Origin of the sequence: Enterobacter asburiae (genome assembly GCF_008080435.1) — a bacterium.
Taxonomy (GTDB): Bacteria; Pseudomonadota; Gammaproteobacteria; order Enterobacterales; family Enterobacteriaceae; genus Enterobacter; species Enterobacter asburiae_C.
Genome location: NZ_VRKN01000006.1, coordinates 188,291 through 209,975 on the forward strand (window position 1 = coordinate 188,291; position 21,685 = coordinate 209,975).

The 21,685-nt window shown below is 56.1% G+C and carries 21 protein-coding genes and 1 pseudogene; 8 read left to right on the plus strand and 14 right to left on the minus strand.

What is annotated here, in order from left to right; all coding sequences use genetic code 11:
• Positions 1-180: 180 nt before the first annotated feature.
• Genes FU672_RS13905 through FU672_RS13925 form a run of 5 tightly spaced genes read left to right on the plus strand, consistent with a single transcriptional unit; the run spans position 181 to position 4,485 of the window.
• Entirely contained in the window at positions 181-1,923 is a 1,743-nt protein-coding gene (locus tag FU672_RS13905; RefSeq protein WP_148243661.1) for a class I mannose-6-phosphate isomerase, read from the plus strand.
• A gap of 2 nt (positions 1,924-1,925) precedes the next feature.
• Complete coding sequence (locus tag FU672_RS13910) at positions 1,926-2,354, plus strand: PTS sugar transporter subunit IIA (protein ID WP_148243662.1); 429 nt, start codon at positions 1,926-1,928, stop codon at positions 2,352-2,354.
• Between the two features lie 10 nt (positions 2,355-2,364).
• Positions 2,365-2,859 (plus strand): PTS sugar transporter subunit IIB, encoded by a 495-nt coding sequence (locus FU672_RS13915; protein WP_148243663.1) that lies wholly within the window; start codon positions 2,365-2,367, stop codon positions 2,857-2,859.
• A 10-nt stretch (positions 2,860-2,869) separates the two neighbouring features.
• Complete coding sequence (locus FU672_RS13920) at positions 2,870-3,667, plus strand: PTS mannose/fructose/sorbose/N-acetylgalactosamine transporter subunit IIC (protein ID WP_148243664.1); 798 nt, start codon at positions 2,870-2,872, stop codon at positions 3,665-3,667.
• Positions 3,667-4,485, plus strand: a complete 819-nt coding sequence (locus FU672_RS13925; protein WP_148243665.1) for a PTS system mannose/fructose/sorbose family transporter subunit IID — start codon at positions 3,667-3,669, stop codon at positions 4,483-4,485. The genes FU672_RS13920 and FU672_RS13925 overlap by 1 nt, the downstream gene beginning before the upstream one ends.
• Before the next feature lie 27 nt (positions 4,486-4,512).
• On the opposite strand, the gene FU672_RS13930 is transcribed toward FU672_RS13925, so the two are convergent.
• The 3 genes from FU672_RS13930 to FU672_RS13940 all read right to left on the minus strand — a co-directional run bounded on the left by FU672_RS13930 (position 4,513) and on the right by FU672_RS13940 (position 6,576).
• Positions 4,513-5,283, minus strand: a complete 771-nt coding sequence (locus FU672_RS13930) for a glucose-6-phosphate isomerase family protein (RefSeq protein ID WP_148243666.1) — start codon at positions 5,281-5,283, stop codon at positions 4,513-4,515.
• Positions 5,276-5,839 (minus strand): glucose-6-phosphate isomerase family protein, encoded by a 564-nt coding sequence (locus FU672_RS13935; protein WP_148243667.1) that lies wholly within the window; start codon positions 5,837-5,839, stop codon positions 5,276-5,278. The genes FU672_RS13930 and FU672_RS13935 overlap by 8 nt, the downstream gene beginning before the upstream one ends.
• Positions 5,840-5,925: 86 nt before the next feature.
• Positions 5,926-6,576, minus strand: a complete 651-nt coding sequence (locus FU672_RS13940) for an alanyl-tRNA editing protein (protein ID WP_187360815.1) — start codon at positions 6,574-6,576, stop codon at positions 5,926-5,928.
• A 106-nt stretch (positions 6,577-6,682) separates the two neighbouring features.
• Between FU672_RS13940 and FU672_RS13945 the strand changes: the two genes are divergently transcribed.
• The gene (locus FU672_RS13945) at positions 6,683-7,585 is read left to right on the plus strand and encodes a LysR family transcriptional regulator (protein WP_148243669.1); all 903 of its coding nucleotides are present in this window, start codon (positions 6,683-6,685) and stop codon (positions 7,583-7,585) included.
• 20 nt (positions 7,586-7,605) lie between these two features.
• Here the strand turns inward: FU672_RS13945 and ispH are convergent, their stop codons facing one another.
• The 6 genes and pseudogenes from ispH to FU672_RS25120 all read right to left on the minus strand — a co-directional run bounded on the left by ispH (position 7,606) and on the right by FU672_RS25120 (position 13,641).
• A complete protein-coding gene (ispH, locus tag FU672_RS13950; protein WP_148243670.1) occupies positions 7,606-8,556 on the minus strand; it encodes a 4-hydroxy-3-methylbut-2-enyl diphosphate reductase in 951 nt (316 codons plus the stop codon).
• A gap of 1 nt (position 8,557) precedes the next feature.
• Entirely contained in the window at positions 8,558-9,007 is a 450-nt protein-coding gene (gene fkpB / locus FU672_RS13955) for an FKBP-type peptidyl-prolyl cis-trans isomerase (RefSeq protein ID WP_003856450.1), read from the minus strand.
• A gap of 118 nt (positions 9,008-9,125) precedes the next feature.
• Positions 9,126-9,626, minus strand: a complete 501-nt coding sequence (gene lspA / locus FU672_RS13960; RefSeq protein ID WP_047346316.1) for a signal peptidase II — start codon at positions 9,624-9,626, stop codon at positions 9,126-9,128.
• Positions 9,626-12,442, minus strand: coding sequence for an isoleucine--tRNA ligase (gene ileS, locus FU672_RS13965; protein ID WP_148243671.1), 2,817 nt, complete (start codon positions 12,440-12,442; stop codon positions 9,626-9,628). Before ileS ends, lspA begins: the two co-directional genes overlap by 1 nt.
• A gap of 34 nt (positions 12,443-12,476) precedes the next feature.
• On the minus strand, positions 12,477-13,415 hold the full coding sequence (ribF, locus tag FU672_RS13970) for a bifunctional riboflavin kinase/FAD synthetase (protein WP_148243672.1): 939 nt from the start codon (positions 13,413-13,415) through the stop codon (positions 12,477-12,479).
• A 7-nt stretch (positions 13,416-13,422) separates the two neighbouring features.
• Positions 13,423-13,641, minus strand: a pseudogene (locus tag FU672_RS25120) (DUF2575 domain-containing protein).
• Positions 13,642-13,742: 101 nt separating this feature from the next.
• On the opposite strand from FU672_RS25120, the gene rpsT reads away from it, so the two are divergent.
• Positions 13,743-14,006, plus strand: a complete 264-nt coding sequence (gene rpsT / locus FU672_RS13980) for a 30S ribosomal protein S20 (protein ID WP_003856458.1) — start codon at positions 13,743-13,745, stop codon at positions 14,004-14,006.
• Positions 14,007-14,063: 57 nt separating this feature from the next.
• Here the strand turns inward: rpsT and nhaR are convergent, their stop codons facing one another.
• The 4 genes from nhaR to dnaK form a co-directional block, all read right to left on the minus strand.
• Positions 14,064-14,963 (minus strand): transcriptional activator NhaR, encoded by a 900-nt coding sequence (gene nhaR, locus FU672_RS13985; RefSeq protein WP_032660752.1) that lies wholly within the window; start codon positions 14,961-14,963, stop codon positions 14,064-14,066.
• A 58-nt stretch (positions 14,964-15,021) separates the two neighbouring features.
• Positions 15,022-16,197: a Na+/H+ antiporter NhaA gene (gene nhaA, locus FU672_RS13990; RefSeq protein WP_148243673.1), complete on the minus strand. Its 1,176-nt coding sequence runs from the start codon at positions 16,195-16,197 to the stop codon at positions 15,022-15,024.
• A 172-nt stretch (positions 16,198-16,369) separates the two neighbouring features.
• On the minus strand, positions 16,370-17,515 hold the full coding sequence (dnaJ, locus tag FU672_RS13995) for a molecular chaperone DnaJ (RefSeq protein ID WP_023310347.1): 1,146 nt from the start codon (positions 17,513-17,515) through the stop codon (positions 16,370-16,372).
• Between the two features lie 87 nt (positions 17,516-17,602).
• Complete coding sequence (gene dnaK / locus FU672_RS14000; RefSeq protein WP_024907421.1) at positions 17,603-19,516, minus strand: molecular chaperone DnaK; 1,914 nt, start codon at positions 19,514-19,516, stop codon at positions 17,603-17,605.
• 296 nt (positions 19,517-19,812) lie between these two features.
• On the opposite strand from dnaK, the gene satP reads away from it, so the two are divergent.
• Complete coding sequence (gene satP / locus FU672_RS14005) at positions 19,813-20,379, plus strand: acetate uptake transporter (protein WP_148243674.1); 567 nt, start codon at positions 19,813-19,815, stop codon at positions 20,377-20,379.
• Here satP and FU672_RS14010 read toward each other — a convergent pair.
• Complete coding sequence (locus tag FU672_RS14010; protein ID WP_148243675.1) at positions 20,356-21,678, minus strand: MFS transporter; 1,323 nt, start codon at positions 21,676-21,678, stop codon at positions 20,356-20,358. The genes satP and FU672_RS14010 overlap by 24 nt on opposite strands.
• Between the last annotated feature and the right edge of the window lie 7 nt (positions 21,679-21,685).

The window sequence follows — 21,685 nt, forward strand, 5'->3', positions numbered from 1 at the left end:
CCTTGCGTTTCATTCCAGATTAATCGAATAACCTGTTTTTTGCATTTTTCCCTGTGAGTCTCTTCACATTACCGCTGCCGATCGGCATTGCATTGCCATTTATGGCGGGTTAATCGCGTTAACCACTCTTCTCAAACGCGGTTAATCGAATAACCTTAACTAACGATGATGGAGGATACCATGACAACCTACGATAAATTTCCCACGGTAACGGTACACGGCTATGACGATTGCGCATGGCAGAGCTGGGAGACTATTGCCAGCGCCCTTCACGCCAGAATCGATCCGCACAGCCGTACCGTGCTGGTGATTGATTGCTATCCAGGCGTGCGCATGGCTGAGATTGAAGACAACCTGCTGCCATGGTTGCAGCCGACGCTGACGATTAACGCTGAACAGGCGCGGCGAGAAGCGCGAGCCTTGCATGAAATGCTGGCGCGGAACCTTACCGACGATCGCGTCTTTGGCGTGCTCTCCTGCCACCAGCTCGCCGAATTTTTCGATCCTGCGCGTCTGGATGCCCTGCAGACACAGGTCAGCCAGTCTTCTGCGGGGCTGATTGTGATTTACGGGCCTGGTGCTTCCCTGATCCATCCCGGCGATGTGCTGGTGTATGCCGATCTTCCGCGCTGGGAGATCCAACAGCGTATGCGCAGCGGCGAGACGGGGAACTGGGGCGCAGGGAACCAGCACGAGGATATGCTTCGTCGCTACAAGCGGGCTTTTTTTGTTGAGTGGCGCGTCTTCGATCGCCATAAAACGCCCCTGCTCAGGCGCGCCGATTTTTTACTGGATACCACCCGGGCACAGCAGCCCGCAATGGTCAGCGGCGAGGCGCTGCGCGCCGGGCTGGCCCAGACGACCACGCAGCCATTTCGCGTCGTACCGTTTTTCGATCCCGGCGTGTGGGGCGGCCAGTGGATGAAACAGCAATTCGATCTCGATCCCTCTGCACCCAATTACGCATGGTGTTTTGACTGCGTGCCCGAGGAGAACAGCCTGTTACTGCGTTTTGGCGCGGTGCGGATCGAGATCCCCTCTCAGGATCTGGTCTTGCTTGAGCCCCGCGCGCTGCTGGGCGAGAAAGTTCACGCGCGTTTCGGCGCGGAGTTCCCGATCCGCTTTGACTTCCTGGACACCATCGGTGGCCAGAATCTGAGCTTCCAGGTTCACCCCGTTACGGAGTACATCCAGCAGCAGTTTGGGATGCACTATACCCAGGATGAGAGTTATTACATCCTGGAAGCCGAGCCGGGTGCTGTCGTCTATCTGGGTACCAAAACCGGCACCGACCCTGAGGCCATGATGGACGATCTCAGGCGCGCTGGTCGCGGTGAAAAACCGTTTGATGACGCCCGGTTCGTTAATCAGATCCCGGCGAAAAAACACGACCATTTCCTGATCCCGGCAGGGACGGTGCACTGCTCCGGCGCAGGAACAATGGTACTGGAGATCAGCGCCACGCCATTTATCTTCACCTTCAAACTGTGGGACTGGGGCCGCCTGGGCCTGGACGGGCTGCCGCGTCCGGTACACCTGGAGCATGGCGAAAAGGTGATCGACTGGCAGCGCGACACGCAGTGGGTCCATCACCATCTGGTGAATCAGTTTGAACCCATTGCAGAAGGAAAGCGCTGGCGCGAAGAACGCACCGGCCTGCACGAACGTGAATTTATTGAAACGCGCCGCCACTGGTTTAGCGAACCCGTTGTGCATCACACCGATGGCGGGGTGAATGTGCTGAACCTTGTGGAGGGCGAGACCGCTATTGTCGACAGCCCAACCGGCGCTTTCGAGCCGTTTACCGTTCATTACGCCGAAACCTTCATCATCCCGGCCAGGGTGGGCAAATACCGTATCTCACCTCCCGCCAGCGCCTCTGAACAGCCGCTGGCCACCATCAAAGCCTGGGTAAGGAGCTAACGATGATTCATTTTATTGTGGCAACCCATGGTCCGCTTGCCGCCGCGCTTCTGGAAAGTGGCCGGATGGTATACGGCGACCAGCCCGGCGTGCAGGCCGTTTGTCTGAACGAACAGGCGGGAATTGAGGGTTTCCGACGTGATTTTGGTGCTGCGCTGGACGCGGCGAGCGTCAACGCCGACGGCGTGCTGGTGTTGTGTGATATGCAAAGCGGCACGCCGTGGAACGTGGCGTGCGAGGCTGCGTTTAACCCGCACACACAGCCCCCGGTCGCCGTGGTCGCCGGCGTCAATTTCCCGATGCTACTGCAAACCGAAGACGTCATGATGGCATGTGATGTTCACCATGCCGCCGCGCAGATTATCGAACTGACTCTCCCGACGCTGATTAAGGCGAAACCGGTGGATTCAGCACAGACAGACGATTTTTAAGGAGCCGCATATGAGTATTTCTTTTGTACGTATTGACGATCGCGTCATCCATGGGCAGCTCATTACACGCTGGGCCCGGGAGCTCCCCTGTGACGGCATCGTTGCCATTGACGATGCCGTTGCGGCCGATCCGCTGCTGTCGTCGGTCATGAAAGGAGCCGTCTCTGACACCAAAGTGTGGCTGTTTGATACGGCAACGGCCATTGAAAAACTGCCAAAAGTGATCGCCAGTGAGAAACGCTATTTTGTGATTGGCAAATCGCCGCTCACGCTTCAGCGCATTGAACAGGCCGGAATCAGCCTGAAAAACAGCAATGGCAAAATTAACGTCGGGCCGATGAGTGCCAGGGCAAACACGACCACCATCGGTCCGAATCAGTCAGTAACGACCGATGAAGCCGCGGCCTTCGAGTGGCTAACCGAGCGGGGACATACGATTGAATTTCGCCTGGTTCCCGATGCCAGTTTTTATAGCTGGCAGGACGCCAGACAGAAGCTGAAATAAGGAGCAGATCATGATTATCGAAGCGGCGTTAATTGGCCTGCTCTGTTATCTGGGCGCCCTCAGCAGCCCGTGGCTCTTAGGGTTAACCGGCGGCTGGTATCTTATCTCCCGCCCGCTTATCTCCGGAATGCTGGTTGGGGTGATTCTGGGCGATGTCAAAACCGGGATCATGATTGGCGTGGCGGTACAGGCGGTTTATATCGCGATGGTGACCCCCGGCGGCTCGATGCCCGCAGACCTTAACTTTGTCGCGTATCCGGCCATCGCGCTGGGGATCCTCTCCGGCAAAGGGCCAGAAGTGGCGGTTGCGCTGGCTGCAACCATTGGCATCGCCGGCACCATTCTCTTTAATGCGATGATGGTACTGAACTCGTTCTGGAATCATCGGGCGGACGTCGCGCTTGAGCACGGCGACGAGCGCGGGATCTACCTCAACAGCGCCATCTGGCCGCAGGCGATGAATTTTGTGCTGCGCTTTGTGCCCACCTTTATCGCCGTCTTTTTCGGTGCACAATACATTAGCGGGTTTATGGACAGCCTGCCGCAGATCGTTCTCTCCACCATGAACGTACTGGGCGGTATTTTACCCGCCGTCGGTATCGCCATCCTGCTTAAGCAAATCATCAAAAGCTACACCATGCTCATCTATTTCCTGGTGTGCTTCGTCTGTATCGTTTTCCTGAAACTCAATATGGTCGCGCTGGTGATCGTCGGTGCCCTGCTGGCATTGATTCATTACAACTACAAACCCGAAACACCGCAGGCCGTGGCTTCAGCACCTGTCCCTGACGACGAGGATGAATTCTGATGGAAGAACGTAAACTTACCCGCAAAGATCTGCGCCGCTGCTGGCGAGCGTGGATGATGCACAACCTCTCTTCAATGAGCTTTGAACGTCTGGAGTCCTTCGGCTTCTGCCTGAGCATGTTGCCGGTGGCAAAAAAGCTCTATCCCGATGCAACTCAACGCACCGAGATGCTGCGCCGTCACGCCTCTTTCTATAATACAGAGCCACAGATTGGCGCGATCGTTAACGGTATGGCGCTGGGCCTGGAGGAGAAAAAAGCCAACGGCGAGCCGATTGACGGTGAAACCATTAACACCCTGAAGGTTGGCCTGATGGGGCCAATTGCCGGGATCGGCGATTCGATGATCCCGGGGATGTTGATCCCGATCCTCCTCAGTATCGGGATGGCACTGGCGGCAGGCGGGAATATCCTCGGCCCGCTGTTTTACACTGTCGCCTGGCTGGCCATTATCATCCCCGGCTCCTGGTTCCTGTTTCTCAAAGGCTACCAGATGGGTTCCGGCTCCGTGGAGATGCTGGTCAGCAGCAAATCCACGCGGCTACGGGAAGCGCTCTCGCTGCTGGGGGTATTCGTCATGGGCGGCGTGGCGGCCAGCTACGTGAAGCTCGGCACCGGGCTGGAGTTCATCACCCAGGATGGGGTCAACATTCACGTGCAGCAGATGCTGGACGGTATTTTCCCGCAGCTGCTTCCGCTGGCCGTGGTGCTGGGCACCTGGTATCTGATGGCCAAACGCGGCGTATCGCCGGTAAAAGCCATGGTATTGCTGCTTATACTCGCGGCGCTGGGCGTGGCGTCCGGTTTGTTTGCAGGATAAGAGAACCGGGGCAATGCCCCGGTCCCATCAGGGATGGAAGTTATTCCACAGCTCTGCGGTTTTATCCGGTCGCGAGATAAACTGAAACCGCGCCGGATCGTCGATAAACTGCTGATAAATCGGTGCATCAGTAATACCGAACTCGGGATAACTGCGCGGCGTAATCATCTGTAATCGCCCCGGCGTGTAATGACTATTTTGCTGCCAGACAATATGATTTCCCTGAACTAAGGGATACCACGCCAGACCTTTTCGCGCGCGAACGGTGTCATACTCAAAGCCATATTCCCGGTCACACCACGCCCCAAACGTCAGCGGCTCCTCGGGGGAGGCCGAAATCGTCGCATGTCCCCACCCGGGAGGAACCAGCACTTTTTCACCTGGCCCCGCGAGCACCGCAAAACAGCGCCCCGGATCGTCATCAACATACTCCTGCATGTAGATAATCGCTTTACCCTGCCAGATCTCATACAGCTCAGGCGGCGACCATCCGCTATGCTGGCTAATGCGGTGAACATGCCCCTGGCTGCGAACCGGCTCATCGCCGAGCGTGCCTGCGGCGTAGGTGACCACGCCAAAAAGCAGCATCCGTTTTTCGAGCTCCGGCCTGTCCGCCAGACGCGCCACGTCCATCGCGATGGCATACACCTGCTCTGGCCCTTCGCAGTCCGGATTGCGCAGCGACGGACGGATCTGATCCAGCGTGCGAATTTCCGGCATCGGGCCGGTCACGTCATCTCCGTAGCTAAAACCCAATGGCCGATGCGTGATAGCCATATTCAGTCCGATGTTAATCATTGCGCGCCTCCCATCCCTGTGGGTGATTGTCAGAGGCAAATACGCGAAGCGCAAAACCACCGACCAGCGCCGCATAGTCATGTCCGGCAACGCTGGACCAGACCGCCAGCGCAGAAAGCGTGTCCTGGCCTGTGTTAATCAGACGGTGTGCGGTATAAGAGGGAATGATGTGCACGGAACCGGCCTTCACGCGCTCAAGGCGCGCCTCACCGGACGCCGTCTGAAGTAGCAGCAAGCCGCAGCCGCGCAGGCCAAAATAGACCTCACCCTGTTCGCGGCGCTGGTGAAAGTGACCGCGCGTCATAAAAAACTCATCACCGATTTTGCCCGCGTAAAGATGGGTAACGCCGACGTACAGCGCTCCTTCACCCGACGGGGAGTCGAACATTTCAACGTCATAGACGCGCTGCTGCGGATCGCCGTCGCGCCAGGCGTTGTCGTTACTGAAAACGCCTGACAGATCGGCGAGATGTGTTGTCTTGCTGATAAACGGACCATTAGCGAATACACCGCTGGCCCATGCCACCTGAGGTGGCAGGATAACGTCAACGTTCATGTTTATCTCCGGCCCGAGGAGAACAACATGTCAAGCTTACCAGATTAAACGATTAACCTCTTTACAAGGGTGCCTGTGTTGTCGGGTTAATCACATTCCTGCTCGTCGAGGGCATACGTGACTACAAGCTGTCCTTTTTTGATTTTCAGCTCGAAGCGCTGCATTTCCCCTATTTCTGCCAGCTGCGTAACATGCGTTCCGCCACACGGATAGGCCGGAAGATCGCCAAAGCGAATCTTGCGCCTGCCCGCTTCAATTTCGCTATGACAAAGCAGATTGTCCGCTTTCCAGCCGTCAATCATCGCTAGCAGCGCGCTGGCCTCCGGCATTGACGCCTGCTGCTCTCGTGGCATAAAGGTAATCCGTCCTTCACCAGGCCAGTGATGGGCTTTTACTGGCTCCCAGCCAAATTGCTCACCGGCATAACCAATCAAATGGCCTGCGCTGTGCCAGCGGGAATGACGCACTCGCGCGCTTTTATCGATCTGCATTTCCACTTCTTCGCCTGGCTCAAGCGATCGAGCCAGCATGTGAATAACCTGCTCCCCGCGCAGGCTCACGCCCTCCACCGCGATCCCCGCAATCACGCCACGATCCGCTGGCTGTCCGCCACCCTGCGGATGATAAAGGGTCTGATCCAGCTCAACGGCATAGCGGCCATCAGGCTCTTCAGTGCAACGGATCACCTTCGCGCGGCCTTCTGTCGCGTCACTTATGTAATAAAGTCGTTCTGTCAAAGTCGTTCTGTCATAGTTGTTCTCCTCTGTACCCGGACAGTATATTCATCACATAAGCATCGATAATCCGCCTTTCAAACAATGCACTCTTGCCTGGTATGCACAAATGAAAACTGCACTGCTTCCCGATCTTGCCACCTTCGTTACCATCGTCGAACATGGCAATTTTTCAACGGCTGCCCGTATTACGGGAGCTACCCCCTCGGCGATCAGTCGTTGTGTTTCACGCCTCGAAAAGGAGATGGGGTGTAAATTACTGCACCGCACCACGCGCAAGCTGGCACTGACTGAAACCGGGAAATCGGTTTATGAACATGCGCTGGATATGCTGGAAGCGGCGCAACAGGCAGTCGATTCCGGTAGCAGCCTGCAAACCGTTGCGCAGGGAACACTCACGGTGAGTGTGCCGAAAGCCGTGGGGCGGTTTGTGATCCATCCGCTGATGCCGGCATTCCTGGAACGCTATCCGCAAATTGACGTCTGCCTGCGTCTGGAAGATCGTTACATGGATCTGATCGACGATGGTGTCGATCTGGCATTACGGATCACCAATACCCCTTCTCCTGGCCTGTATGGAAAACCGCTGATGCCGGTGACCCATGTGATTTGCGCCACGCCAGAATACCTTCGTCGCGCAGGTACGCCACGGCACCCGCACGACCTCCGGGCACACAGCTGTATTTCGCTCGGTGAAACCCCGGCCGATTCACGCTGGAAATTTACGTTGCAGGGGAAAACGGAAATCGTACAGACGCACGGACGCTACGCCGCAAACCACACGGGCGTGCGGCTGGATGCGGTCAAGCACCATGTTGGCATAGGGAGTTTGCCGCTGTTTACGGCGCGTGAAGCACTGGAAAAAGGGGAAATTGTGCAGGTCCTGCCGGAGTGGGAGTTTATCAGCAGCTATACGGGCGAGCTCTGGCTGCTTTGGACGCGTAACAAACATATGCCCGCCAGAATGCGGGCCATGATCAACTATCTGAATGAAAAAATGCCAGTCATTTAATGACTGGCATTTTGTAAATCTTATTCAACTTCACGGGTATCTATACGCAGTTCTTTCGGCACCTCGAAGACGATGTTCTCTTCGCGTCCCTCCAGTGGAATCGCTTCGCCACCACCCAGCTCCTGCAGACGGGAAATCACGTTCTGCACCAGAATATCCGGCGCAGACGCCCCGGCCGTCACGCCGACACAGGCCGCGTGTTTAACCCACGCTTCCTGAATATCCAACGCGTCATCAATCAGGAAAGCCGTTTTCCCCATGCGTTGCGCCAGTTCGGCCAGACGGTTGGAGTTAGAGGAGTTTTTGGAGCCGACCACCAGCACCACATCCGCCTGTTCAGCCAGCGCACGCACCGCTTCCTGACGGTTAGTGGTCGCGTAACAGATATCATCCTTACGCGGACCGACGATTTTCGGGAAGCGCTGACGCAGCGCGTCAATCACGTCTGAGGTATCGTCTACGGAGAGCGTCGTCTGGGTCATAAACGACAGACGCGCTTCATTTTTAACGTTCAGCGTAAAGACATCTTCAGGCGACTCAACCAGATACATGCCCCCTTCCGGGTTACTGTACTGGCCCATAGTGCCTTCGACTTCCGGATGACCGGCATGGCCAATCAGAATCGACTCTTCACCACGACGGCTGGCGCGCGCCACTTCCATATGCACTTTTGTCACCAGCGGACAGGTGGCATCGAATACGGTCAGATCGCGGCTTTTCGCTTCGTTACGTACCGCCTGCGAGACGCCGTGCGCGGAGAAGATCAGGATTGCACCGTCCGGCACTTCGCTGATCTGCTCAATAAAGATTGCGCCGCGCTCGCGCAGGCTGTCGACCACGTAGCGGTTATGCACCACTTCGTGACGTACATAAATCGGCGCGCCGTAAATCTCCAGCGCGTTTTCAACAATGCTGATAGCGCGGTCTACACCGGCGCAAAAGCCGCGCGGGTTAGCCAACAGGATCTGCATTTCAGGCCTCCAGTGCAGGATCGATTTCCAGCACTTCAACATCAAAATGAACGGTACGCCCGGCAAGCGGATGGTTGAAATCAACGGTGATAGAGTCGCCGTTGATTTCGCGGATCACGCCAGGCATTTCGCTGCCGTCCATAGCGGTAAAGAGCATAATCGCTCCGATTTCCGGTTCACCCGCGTCCATAAACTCACGGCGCGAGAAATACTGGATCAGATCCGGGCTTGGCACGCCAAATGCCGCATCCGGCTCCAGCGAAAACGCTTTTTTCTCACCCTCTTTCAGCCCCAGGAGCTGCTGCTCAAGACCTTCAGACAGGGAGGTGTCGCCAAGACGAAACAGGGCCGGTTTGCCGTTGTTACGGGTGGATTCGGCCGTGGAGCCGTCATCCAGCTTCAGAGTGAAGTGAACGAGAACCGCGCTGTTGCTCTGTACGGATTTAGACATACACATTGCTCTTTAATGTTGTCTCGCCTGTGTGCCGGGTGGCGCTACGCTTACCCGGCCTACAAGTGTCGGCATATTCGGTAGGCCGGGTAAGCGTAGCGCCACCCGGCATTGATGCTTACGCCTGCTCTTTCGCGGCTGGTTTCGGCAAGAAGCCTTCCAGCACGATTAACGCCGCACCGATGCAAATTGCGCTATCGGCGAGGTTAAAGGTCGCGAAGTGCCAGTCGCCGACGTAGAAGTCGATCATATCGACCACAAAGCCGTGCCACAGGCGGTCAAACAGGTTGCCCAGTGCGCCGCCAATGATCAGCGCGTAGGCGATGTTATTCAGCTTTTGCGTGGCCTTCGAGCGGTACATCAACACCGCCAGGATCACGCAGATACCGAGAGCGATACCTGCAAAGAACCAGCGCTGCCAGCCACCGCTGTCAGCAAGGAAACTAAACGCCGCACCGTAGTTGCGCGCGTAGTGCAGGTTAAGCGACGGGAACAGCGGGACCGTATCCCCCAGAGCAAAATTCTGGAGGATCAGGAACTTGCTGCCCAAATCAATAATCAGCACCACCACAACCAGCCACAGCCAGCGCAGTCCTGTTGAACAGAGAGTTTTACTCATCAGGCAAACTTACGTTTTTCGCCGTCACCGGCGACGTTGCTTACACAGCGTCCGCAGATGTCTGCGTGTTCCGCCACCTGGCCAACATCAGTGGTGTAATGCCAGCAACGCGGGCATTTCTCACCGTCGGCTTTGCTCAGCGCGACTTTCAGTCCTTTGAGCAGTTCGCTCTGCTGAGCATCAGCAGAAGCATCGGCATAATCCTCAACTTTCGCACCGGAGGTCAACAGGACAAATCGTAATTCATCGCCCAGCGCGGTCAGTTTCGCCGCCAGTTCTGGTTCGGCGTACAGCGTGACTGCCGCTTCCAGAGAGCCGCCGACTTTCTTGTCAGCACGCGCCTGCTCGATAACCTTGTTCACTTCGCCACGCACTTTCAGCAGCTCGTCCCAGAAGGCATCGTTCATCGCTTCGGTGCTGGAGAGATCGAACAGACCTTCGTACCACTCGCCGGTGAACACATACTTCTCACGGTCGCCCGGCAGGTAGCCCCAGATCTCATCTGCGGTGAAGGACATGATCGGCGCCATCCAGCGTACCAGCGCTTCTGCGATGTGGAACAGGGCAGTCTGGCAGCTACGACGCGCCACGCTGTCCGCTTTCGCGGTGTACTGGCGGTCTTTGATGATGTCGAGGTAGAACGAGCCCATCTCGATGGAGCAGAAGCGCATCAGGCGCTGCACCACTTCGTGGAAGTCGTAAGACTCATAGGCTTTCAGGATATCGTCCTGCGCCGCTTTCGCGCAGCCTACCGCCCAGCGGTCCAGCACCACCATCTCTTCCGGTTTCACCATGTCTTTTACCGGATCGAACCCGTTCAGGTTCGCCAGCAGGAAGCGCGCGGTGTTACGGATACGACGATAGCTGTCGGCAGCACGCTTCAGGATCTCGTCGGACACCGCCATTTCGCCGGTGTAATCGGTAGAGGCGACCCACAGACGCAGAATGTCCGCGCCCAGCTTGTTCATCACATCCTGCGGAGAAACGGTGTTACCGATAGATTTGGACATCTTACGGCCCTGACCATCCACGGTGAAGCCGTGAGTCAGTACCTGACGGTAAGGCGCTTTACCCTTCATGGCGGTGGAGATCATCAGAGATGACATGAACCAGCCGCGGTGTTGGTCAGACCCTTCCAGATACATATCGGCAGCGTGACCGGCAAACTCCGGACGCACGTCAACCACGGAGGAGTGGGTAGACCCGGAGTCAAACCACACGTCCAGGGTATCCGGCACTTTCTCGTAGTTGTCTGCGTCAGCGCCCAGGATGTCGCGGGAGTCGAGATCCCACCACGCCTGAATGCCGTCCACTTCGACGCGCTTCGCCACTTCTTCCATCAGTTCCAGAGTGTTCGGGTGCAGCTCCTGCGTCTCTTTATGCACAAACAGAGACATTGGCACGCCCCAGGTACGCTGACGGGAGATACACCAGTCAGGACGGTTAGCCACCATGGATTCGATACGCGCCTGGCCCCAGTCAGGGATCCACTGCACGCCTTTGATCTCTTTCAGAGACTGCTCGCGCAGGCCTTTCTGATCCATGCTGACGAACCACTGCGGGGTCGCACGGAAGATGATCGGCGTCTTATGACGCCAGCAGCACGGATAGCTGTGCTGCATTTTTTCAACGTGCAGCAGCGCGCCGCTGGTGCGCAGCATGTCGACGATGATGTCGTTCGCCTTGAAGACGTTGATTCCGTCCAGCGCCGGATAGGTGCCAGGCAGGTAAGATCCGTCCGGGCCAACCGGGTTAGCGATTTCCAGACCGTATTTCAGGCTGATGTTGTAGTCGTCAGGACCGTGGCCACCGGCGGTATGTACCGCACCGGTACCCGCTTCCAGCGTCACGTGGTCGCCCAGGATCGCCGGAACATCGAAGTCCAGGAACGGGTGTTTGAAGCGCATCAGCTCCAGCGCGTCACCTTTCACGGTGCCCAGCACGGTGTAGTCTTCGATGTGCGCGCGCTTCAGCACGCTCTCAACCAGATCTTTCGCCAGGATAACCGCCTGACCTTCAACCTGCACCAGTGCGTATTCGAACTCACCGGACAGGGAGATCGCACGGTTCGCTGGCAGGGTCCACGGGGTGGTGGTCCAGATCACCAGAGAGATCGGGCCGTTCACCGAGGAGACGCCAAATTTAGCTTTCACCGCATCCTGATCGACGGCATGGAACGCCACGTCGATAGATGGAGAGGTTTTGTCGTAATACTCCACTTCCGCCTCTGCCAGCGCAGAACGGCAGTCCACGCACCAGTGCACCGGCTTCGCGCCTTTGTGCAGGTGTCCGTTACCAATGATTTTACCCAGCGCACGGATGATGTTGGCTTCAGTTTTGAAGTCCATGGTCAGGTACGGGTGCGACCAGTCGCCCAGCACGCCCAGACGGATGAAGTCGGCGCGCTGACCGTCAACCTGCGTAGCGGCGTATTCGCGGCACTTCGCACGGAACTCGGCGGCGGTGAACTTCTCGCCCGGCTTGCCGAATTCTTGCTCTACTTTCAGCTCGATTGGCAGGCCGTGGCAGTCCCAGCCCGGAACGTAAGGCGAGTCATAGCCCGTGAGGCCTTTGGACTTCACGATAATGTCTTTCAGAATCTTGTTAACCGAGTGACCAATATGAATGCTGCCATTCGCATATGGAGGGCCATCATGCAGAATGAAGGTTTTTTTGCCTTTTTTGGCTGCACGAATGATGCCGTACAGGTCATCATCGGTCCAACGCGCCAGCATTCCCGGTTCGCGCTTGGCGAGATCGCCGCGCATCGGGAACCCTGTTTCCGGCAAATTCAGGGTTGATTTATAGTCACTCATCAGATTCTCGGTTCCGTATTTATCACGTAGGCATTTAAGCCGGGTTTGATAGCCCAAAAAAGTCGCGGGCCGTTAATTCATCTCGCGCGATTTGCGCTTTGAGTTCATCCAGCGAACCAAATCGCTGCTCGTTGCGTATTTTTTTACGCAGTATCACATCTATATGGCGACCATACAGGTCCATTACAACGTCCAGCAGGTGTACTTCTAGCTGTTGGCGCACGCCGGCGACGGTCGGACGCGTGCCAATGTTGGCGACGCCGTAAAACGGTTTATCGCCCAGTCCTGCCACTTCCACCGCATAGACCCCTTTAACCGGGGAAACCTGACGACGCAGCGGTATATTCGCCGTCGGGAAGCCTATCGTGCGGCCCAGCGCATCGCCATGGACCACGCGACCAGAGATAGTGAACGGATGCCCCAGCAGGTTTTCTGCCGTATCCAGTTCGTCATCGGCCAGTGCCCGGCGAACCGCCGTGCTGCTGACGCGCACGCCGCCTTCGCAGAAGGTCATCGCGCTGGTGACGTCAAAGCCGTACTCCAGACCAGCCTTCTGTAATAGCAAGAAATCGCCCTGACGACCAGCGCCAAAGCGGAAATCATCGCCCACGGCAAGAAACTGCACGCCAAGACGCTTAACCAGCAGGTCGCTGACGAAATTTTGTGCTGTCAGCGCGGCAAAGCGACGATCGAAACGTACACACAATACATAGTCCACGCCGGACTCCGCCAGATAGCGCAACTTCTCGCGCAGGCGAGTGAGCCGGGCGGGAGATTTATCGCCCGCGAACAGCTCCAGCGGCTGCGGCTCGAAAATCATCACTACAACGGGCAGACCACGGGCCTCCCCTTCTTTACGCAATCCCTGCAACAGCGCCTGATGACCACGATGCACGCCGTCGAAATTACCAATGGTCAGCACGCACCCGTGTGGCGCGCTACTGAGATTATGTATGCCGCGTATCAGCTTCATGTCTGGCTCAAAACAGTGAAAATCGCCAAAGTATACCTTGTACAGCGGTTAAGGTTAACCGGCGATTGTTCGCGCAAAACAGAAAGCCGTAATGATTTCATCAGGCTGACCTTTCGCAGCGAAAAAATCTGCTCGTGAACTGCGATTTTTATGCCGAAAGGCTGTATTCAGGGAAGACAAGCTGGTAGAATCCTGCGCCATCACTACGTAACGTAGCGTCGCTAATTAACGGCGCTTATTTGCACAAATCCATTGACAAAAGAAGGCAAAGAGGGCATATTCCTCGGCCTTTGAATTGTCCACATAGAACATATTTGGGAGTTGGACTTGGCTAATATCAAATCAGCTAAGAAACGTGCCGTTCAGTCTGAAAAGGCTCGTAAGCACAACGCAAGCCGTCGCTCTATGATGCGTACTTTCATCAAGAAAGTATACGCAGCAATCGAAGCTGGCGACAAAGCTGCAGCGCAGAACGCATTTAACGAAATGCAACCAATCGTGGATCGTCAGGCTGCTAAAGGTCTGATCCACAAAAACAAAGCAGCGCGTCATAAAGCAAACCTGACCGCGCAGATCAACAAACTGGCTTAATCGCTACTTGTTGTTGCTTGTTTAAAGAACCCGCTTAACGCGGGTTTTTTTATGCCTTCAGATTGCCGGTGGCGTAAACAGCGCCGAGTAGTCACGGTTACAGATTCGCTGTACCGCCGGGTGCTGAATCATCCTTTCGGCAAATATGGCGTGATACTCCTCCATCACGTTATCCACTCTGCCTATCTCCGTAATCTTATCGTCCGAATAGAGATCGTGCGCATACAGCGTCGGCGCAACGAAGATCGCATTATGCGCTTCGCCAAAGGCTTTCATCAGCGCCGCATCGTCGAACTCACCGAGGATTTCTACCTTTAGCCCCTGCGAGTTAAACCAGTTCAGCAGCTTGCGTCCGAGCATGGAACGCCTTCCCGGCACCAGCAGGCGGCGCTCTTCAAGGCACGCGGGGAACGGTTTTTCCGGCGGCGGGTTAATGCACCAGAAGCTCACGCCGCATTCGCCAATCTTCACCGAGAACAGCCCTTCCTGTTGGGTGGAGTCAATTGGGCAGTCCGAAATAATCATGTCCAGCTTGTGCTGGCTCAGCTGTTCCAGCAGCATCTCGTGGGTGGATTCAAAGCAGCGCAGATGGATTTGCTCATCTTCTACCACCGCCGCATCCAGCACACCGCTCACCAGCCGCTTGGACAGCGCATCCGCCACGCCCACATCAAAGAGCAGGTTCGACTCTTTGCGGTAGTTAACGATATCCAGCATCTCCTGGCTCAGGGTGAACATTTTATCCGCATAGCGAAAAACCAGTTCACCCAGTTCGCTGGGTTCAATCCCACGCCCCTTACGCTTGAACAGCTTGCCCTGCAGACGCTCTTCCAGGGCTTTGATTTGTCCGGTGATGGTTTGCGGCGTCAGGTAGAGCGCCTCTGCCGCCCCCACCACCGAGCCCTGTTTATAGACGTGCCAGAAGTAGTACAGATGGTTGTAATTCAAATGAGACATCGCGTCTTCTCTCCCTGAGTGTGTATCGGGAGAAGGAGTCCCTCCTCCCGGTTTCCCGTTATGCCTGGACAGCCTGTCCGGGCAACTTCACCTTCAACAAGGTATAACCGATTACCGCCGCCAGTACCGACCCGATGAGAATGCCGAGTTTTGCCCAGACGATAAGCTCAGGGGCATGCGCACCAAACGCCAGCGTCGAGATAAAGATCGACATCGTAAACCCGATTCCACACAGCACGCCGACGGCCATAATCTGCGTAAACGTGGTGCCGTGCGGCAATGACGCCAGCTTCAGCTTCGTCGCCAGCCAGCAGAAGAGGCTAATGCCCAGCGGCTTACCGATAAACAGCCCGGCAATGATGCCCAACGGCAACACGGACGTCAGCCCATCCAGCGTCACGCCGCCGAGGGAAACGCCCGCGTTGGCAAACGCAAACAGCGGCAGGATCATAAAGGCGACCCACGGGTGCAGCACGTGTTCCAGCTGTTTGGCAGGCGACTTGCCGTCCTGCGGCTTAAGCGGCACGAAGAAGCCGACAATCACACCTGCCAGCGTAGCGTGCACGCCTGATTTCAGCACCGCCGTCCACAGCACCATCCCCACCAGAATGTAAATACCGATGCGGCGAACATTGAAGATGTTCAGTAGCGCCAGCACTGCAATTGCCCCAGCGGCCACGCTCAGGGACAGGATTGACAGATCGCTGGTGTAGAACAGCGCGATAATCACGATCGCGCCCAGGTCATCAATAATCGCCAGCGCCATCAGGAAGATTTTCAGGGCCACCGGCACGCGGCTTCCCAGCAATGCCAGCACCCCGAGCGCAAAGGCGATATCCGTCGCAGCCGGGATCGCCCAGCCGTGACGTGCAATCGGATCCTGCCAGGTGAACGCCAGGAAGAGCAGCGCCGGCACCACCATCCCACCGAGCGCGGCAATCACCGGGAACGCCGCGCGCTGACGGCTGGCAAGCGAGCCCAGTACCAGCTCACGCTTAACCTCAAGCCCGACGAGCAGGAAGAACACCGCCATCAGCGCATCGTTGATCCACAGCAGCATGTTCTTGTTAATTTCCAGCGCCCCGACCTTCAGCTCAACGGGCGTTTCCAGAAACGCATGGTAGAGATCCCGCGTGATGCCAAGGTTAGCCAGCACCATCGCGGCCGCAGCGGCAATAATCAGGATCACGCCGCCAGACGCCTCACTGCTAAAAAAACGGTGTAGTAATTTCACTTTAATTCTCTCTTTTACAACAATACTTCGATAAAACCATAATACCAAGCCAGATAACTCGGCAAAAACAGATTAATATTGAGTATAGACTCAGTTTTACCGAGCAATACCCGCAAATAGAAAAAGCCCGGAATCGCTTCCGGGCTTTTGCGGATGAAAACCTGCGAACAGATTAACGGGTCAAATCATCGAAGAATTTTTTGACGCCATCGAAGAAGCTTTTGGAACGCGGGCTATTTTTCTCACCCGTCGGGCCACCGAAGCTTTCCTGCAGCTCTTTCAGCAGCTGTTTCTGCTTGTCGTTCAGGCCAACCGGCGTTTCCACGACGACGCGGCACAGCAGGTCACCCTGCGCGCCACCGCGAACGGACTTGACGCCTTTCCCGCGCATGCGGAACAGTTTGCCAGTCTGGGTTTCGCCAGGCACTTTCAGGTTCACGCGACCATCCAGCGTCGGTACTTCGATTTCGCCACCGAGAGCAGCCATCGCGAAGTTAATCGGTACTTCGCAATACAGGTTATTACCTTCACGCTCGAAGATGGCGTGCTGTTTCACCTGCACCTGAACGTACAGATCGCCTGCCGGTGCGCCGTGCTCCCCTGCTTCACCTTCACCCGCCAGACGAATGCGGTCGCCCGTATCGACGCCAGCAGGGATTTTAACGGACAGGGTTTTGGTTTTCTCAACGCGACCGTGACCGTGGCATTTGGTGCAAGGATCTTTAATCAGCGTACCGCGACCGTGACAGTGAGGACAGGCCTGCTGTACCGCGAAGAAGCCCTGACGCATCTGTACCTGACCAGAGCCGTGACAGGTTGGACAGGTCTGAGGCTGCGTACCCGCTTTCGCACCGCTGCCGTGGCAAACGTCACACTCTTCCAGCGTCGGAATACGGATCTCTTTGGTGACACCGCGAACGGCCTCTTCCAGCGTCAGCTCCATGTTGTAGCGCAGGTCCGCGCCGCGCGCCGCGCGCTGACGACCACGGCCGCCGCCGAAGATGTCGCCAAATACATCGCCAAAGATATCGCTGAAGTCAGCGCCGCCGCCAAAGCCGCCGCCACCGAATCCACCGCCGCCCATGCCGCCCTGTTCAAAGGCTGCGTGACCATACTGGTCATAGGCCGCACGTTTTTGTGCATCGGTCAGGACTTCGTAGGCTTCTTTGATCTCTTTAAATTTGGCTTCAGCCTCTTTGTCACCCTGGTTACGGTCCGGGTGGAATTTCATGGCCAGGCGCTTATACGCCTTTTTGATTTCACGCTCTTCCGCAGTTTTCGGAACGCCTAAAATCTCGTAATAGTCTTGCTTTGCCATTGGTTTTTTTAAGCCCCTTAACATGCGAGCACGGGCGTGGAGAGTTCTCCTACGCCCGTGCCGATTAATTACCCTGCATCAGGGCGATTACTTTTTATCTTTAACTTCTTCGAACTCAGCGTCGACAACGTCGTCGTCTTTCGCGTTGTTCGCCGAAGCATCAGCGCCCGCCTGCTGTTGAGCGTGCTGCTGCTGAGCGATTTCCATCAGCTTCTGAGAAGCCTGCGCCAGTTCCTGCATCTTCGCTTCGATGTCCGCTTTATCTTCACCTTTCAGTGAGGATTCCAGCGCACTCAGTGCAGCTTCGATAGCAGTCTTGTCTTCCGCTGGCAGTTTATCGCCCGCTTCTTCAACCTGCTTACGGGTGCTGTGCAGCAGATGGTCACCCTGGTTACGGGTCTGAACCAGCTCTTCGAACTTACGGTCTGATTCCGCGTTAGCTTCGGCATCGCGAACCATTTTTTCGATTTCCGCTTCGTTCAGGCCAGAAGATGCCTTGATGGTGATCTTCTGCTCTTTACCGCTGTTTTTGTCTTTCGCAGACACGTGCAGGATACCGTCAGCATCGATGTCGAAGGTCACTTCGATCTGCGGCATGCCGCGCGGTGCCGGGTTAATACCGTCCAGGTTGAACTGACCCAGAGATTTGTTATCCGCCGCACGCTTACGCTCACCCTGAATCACATGGATGGTTACCGCAGACTGGTTGTCTTCAGCGGTAGAGAACACCTGGCTGTGTTTCGTTGGGATGGTGGTGTTTTTGTTGATGAGCGCAGTCATCACACCGCCCATGGTTTCGATACCCAGAGACAGCGGGGTAACGTCCAGCAGCAGTACGTCTTTCACTTCACCGGTCAGTACGCCACCCTGAACCGCAGCACCGATTGCCACCGCTTCGTCCGGGTTAACGTCTTTACGTGGCTCTTTACCAAAGAACTCAGCCACTTTCTTCTGAACCATTGGCATACGCGTCTGACCACCCACCAGGATAACGTCCTGGATGTCAGATACGGACAGGCCAGCGTCCTGCAGGGCAACTTTCAGCGGCTCGATAGAACGATTCACCAGGTCTTCCACCAGGCTTTCCAGTTTTGCACGGGTCACTTTGATGTTCATGTGTTTAGGACCGGTCGCGTCTGCAGTGATGTACGGCAGGTTCACGTCGGTCTGCTGAGCGGAAGACAGCTCGATCTTCGCTTTCTCAGCGGCTTCTTTCAGGCGCTGCATGGCCAGCGGGTCGTTACGCAGGTCAATGCCCTGATCTTTCTTGAACTCGTCAACGAGGTAGTTGATCAGACGGGTATCGAAGTCTTCACCACCCAGGTGGGTATCACCGTTGGTTGCCAGAACTTCGAAGGTTTTTTCGCCGTCAACTTCGTCGATTTCGATAATAGAGATATCGAAGGTACCACCACCCAGGTCGTAAACCGCGATAGTACGGTTGCCAACTTCTTTATCCAGACCGTAAGCCAGTGCAGCAGCGGTTGGTTCGTTGATGATACGTTTTACTTCCAGACCTGCGATACGGCCAGCATCTTTGGTTGCCTGACGCTGAGCATCGTTGAAGTAGGCAGGTACGGTGATAACAGCTTCAGTTACCGGCTCACCCAGGTAATCTTCCGCGGTTTTCTTCATTTTCTTCAGCACTTCAGCAGAAATCTGCGGTGGTGCAGTTTTAGCGCCTTTCACATCAAGCCATGCATCGCCGTTATCTGCCGCGATGATTTTGTAAGGCATGATGGAAACGTCACGCTGAACTTCTTCGTCCTGGAAGCGGCGACCGATCAGGCGTTTAATCGCAAACAGGGTGTTTTGCGGGTTTGTCACTGCCTGACGTTTAGCCGGCTGACCAACCAGAGTTTCACCATCCTGGGTATAAGCAATGATAGAAGGCGTGGTGCGATCGCCCTCGGCGTTCTCCAGCACGCGTGCAGTAGTGCCATCCATAATCGCTACACAAGAGTTGGTAGTACCCAGGTCGATACCAATAATTTTACCCATCTAAACGTCTCCACTAAAAATTCAGTCAACATGTGGTTGTGTACCTGTAATAAGGGCAGAACGTGCTTTTTCAACTGCCCAGATTTGATTTTTTTCAGGTCCACACACTGCGGTTGACTACAAGATGGGGTCGCGACGGCATCCATCAAGGGGCAAGCATAAAAAAAATTTTAATTTCACCCTGATGAGATCATAGACGTCATCGATTGCGCCCATTATGATGCCGCGCCCAGTCAGGGAGAACTGACGCGGGTTTAACCATTTCACCATATTAATGATGATTTTTTTGAGGACTTATGGGCAACACTAAGTTGGCTAATCCGGCTCCGCTGGGCCTGATGGGTTTTGGCATGACCACTATCCTGCTGAACCTGCACAATATCGGGATGTTCCCGATGGATGGCATCATCCTGGCGATGGGCATTTTTTACGGCGGTATCGCGCAAATTTTCGCGGGCCTGCTGGAATATAAGAAAGGCAATACCTTCGGCTTAACCGCCTTCACCTCTTACGGTTCTTTCTGGCTGACCCTGGTTGCCATTCTGCTGCTGCCTAAAATGGGCATGGCAGACGCGGCAAACGCCCACTTCCTGGGCGTTTACCTGGGCCTGTGGGGCGTCTTCACCCTGTTCATGTTCTTCGGTACCCTGAAAAGTAACCGCATGCTGCAGTTCGTTTTCCTGAGCCTGACCGTGCTGTTCGCCCTGCTGGCGATCGGTCACCTGGTGGATAACGAAGGCATCGTTCATATTGCAGGCTGGATTGGTCTGGTTTGCGGCGCAAGCGCTATCTACCTCGCAATGGGTGAAGTGCTGAACGAGCAGTTTGACCGAACCATTCTACCGATTGGTGAAAAACACTGATCCCTCTGTCGTGCCCGCCTCGCGGGCACGACATTCCCCCGCCTGACGAAGCCAGAAACCTAATACCAGCCCCATCAGCGAGAGCGCGAGTACATACCAGGCAGGCGCCATCGGCGACACGCCCATCAGCACGGTAACCGCAATCGGCGTTAGCCCGCCGAAAATGGCATATGAGACGTTATAAGAGAACGAGATGCCGGTGAAACGAACTTCCGGCGGGAAAGCTCGCACCATGACGTAAGGCACAGCACCCACTACGCCCACGCACAGCCCTACCACGCCATACAGCAGGAACAGCTGTTCAGGATGGCTTCCTGCCAGATGGTAAAACGCCCAGCTTGATGCGGCCAGTAACAGGCTACCGACGATAAAGGTAATGCTGGCACCGAAACGATCTGCCGCCAGCCCGGCGGCCAGACAGCCAAAGCAGAGCATGATTGTCGCGATACTGTTCGCCTGTAGCGTCACGGCAGGGGCGAAGCCGTACTGCTTTTGCAGCCACACCGGGGACATCAATATCACCACCACAATGCCCGCCGAGAGCAGCCAGGTGAGCAGCATCGACACCACCACCGCTTTTTTATGACGTACCACGACCGCCTTCACCGGCAGCTCCTGCGCCAGCGCTTTGCGCTGCTGCATCTCGAGGAAAATCGGCGTCTCCTGCAGCCAGCGGCGCAGGTACATCGCGACCAGACCAAACGCCCCGCCCAGCAGGAACGGAATACGCCAGCCCCAGTCGTGCACGGCCTGCTGCGTCATGCTGGTGTTAACAATCGTTGCGACCACCGAACCCAGCAAAATCCCTACCGTTAAACCCGCCGTTAAGGTTCCGCAGGCGATACCAATGCGGCGCGCCGGAACATGCTCCGCGACAAACACCCACGCGCCCGGCACTTCACCGCCAATCGCCGCGCCCTGAAGAACGCGCATCAGCAACAGCAGCAACGGAGCAAGGATGCCCATCGAGGCATAGGTGGGCAGCAGACCAATGGCCAGCGTGGGTACGGCCATCAGCAGAATGCTAAGGGTAAACATCTTCTTACGCCCGACCAGATCGCCAAAGTGGGCCATGATAATGCCGCCCAGCGGACGCGCCAGATACCCGGCGGCAAAAATGCCGAAGGTTTGCACCTGACGCAGCCATTCCGGGATATCTGCCGGGAAGAAGAGCGCTCCCACCACGGCGGCGAAGAAGACGAAGATGATGAAGTCGTAAAACTCCAGCGCGCCGCCTAAGGCCGCGAGCGTGAGGGTTTTGTAGTCCTGTCGATTCAGAGGTCGGGTGTTATGTGACATAGCGAAC

What these genes read in the sequence shown, in the direction of transcription:
- FU672_RS13905 (WP_148243661.1), top strand. Translation starts at nt 181, where the DNA reads ATGACAACCTACGATAAATTTCCCACGGTAACGGTACACGGCTATGAC.
- FU672_RS13935 (WP_148243667.1), bottom strand. Translation starts at nt 5,839, where the DNA reads ATGAACGTTGACGTTATCCTGCCACCTCAGGTGGCATGGGCCAGCGGT.
- ileS (WP_148243671.1), bottom strand. Translation starts at nt 12,442, where the DNA reads ATGAGTGACTATAAATCAACCCTGAATTTGCCGGAAACAGGGTTCCCG.
- FU672_RS13930 (WP_148243666.1), bottom strand. Translation starts at nt 5,283, where the DNA reads ATGATTAACATCGGACTGAATATGGCTATCACGCATCGGCCATTGGGT.
- FU672_RS13925 (WP_148243665.1), top strand. Translation starts at nt 3,667, where the DNA reads ATGGAAGAACGTAAACTTACCCGCAAAGATCTGCGCCGCTGCTGGCGA.
- FU672_RS13920 (WP_148243664.1), top strand. Translation starts at nt 2,870, where the DNA reads ATGATTATCGAAGCGGCGTTAATTGGCCTGCTCTGTTATCTGGGCGCC.
- FU672_RS14010 (WP_148243675.1), bottom strand. Translation starts at nt 21,678, where the DNA reads ATGTCACATAACACCCGACCTCTGAATCGACAGGACTACAAAACCCTC.
- FU672_RS13945 (WP_148243669.1), top strand. Translation starts at nt 6,683, where the DNA reads ATGAAAACTGCACTGCTTCCCGATCTTGCCACCTTCGTTACCATCGTC.
- ispH (WP_148243670.1), bottom strand. Translation starts at nt 8,556, where the DNA reads ATGCAGATCCTGTTGGCTAACCCGCGCGGCTTTTGCGCCGGTGTAGAC.
- dnaJ (WP_023310347.1), bottom strand. Translation starts at nt 17,515, where the DNA reads ATGGCAAAGCAAGACTATTACGAGATTTTAGGCGTTCCGAAAACTGCG.
- satP (WP_148243674.1), top strand. Translation starts at nt 19,813, where the DNA reads ATGGGCAACACTAAGTTGGCTAATCCGGCTCCGCTGGGCCTGATGGGT.
- nhaR (WP_032660752.1), bottom strand. Translation starts at nt 14,963, where the DNA reads ATGTCTCATTTGAATTACAACCATCTGTACTACTTCTGGCACGTCTAT.
- FU672_RS13915 (WP_148243663.1), top strand. Translation starts at nt 2,365, where the DNA reads ATGAGTATTTCTTTTGTACGTATTGACGATCGCGTCATCCATGGGCAG.
- lspA (WP_047346316.1), bottom strand. Translation starts at nt 9,626, where the DNA reads ATGAGTAAAACTCTCTGTTCAACAGGACTGCGCTGGCTGTGGCTGGTT.
- fkpB (WP_003856450.1), bottom strand. Translation starts at nt 9,007, where the DNA reads ATGTCTAAATCCGTACAGAGCAACAGCGCGGTTCTCGTTCACTTCACT.
- FU672_RS13910 (WP_148243662.1), top strand. Translation starts at nt 1,926, where the DNA reads ATGATTCATTTTATTGTGGCAACCCATGGTCCGCTTGCCGCCGCGCTT.
- ribF (WP_148243672.1), bottom strand. Translation starts at nt 13,415, where the DNA reads ATGAAGCTGATACGCGGCATACATAATCTCAGTAGCGCGCCACACGGG.
- dnaK (WP_024907421.1), bottom strand. Translation starts at nt 19,516, where the DNA reads ATGGGTAAAATTATTGGTATCGACCTGGGTACTACCAACTCTTGTGTA.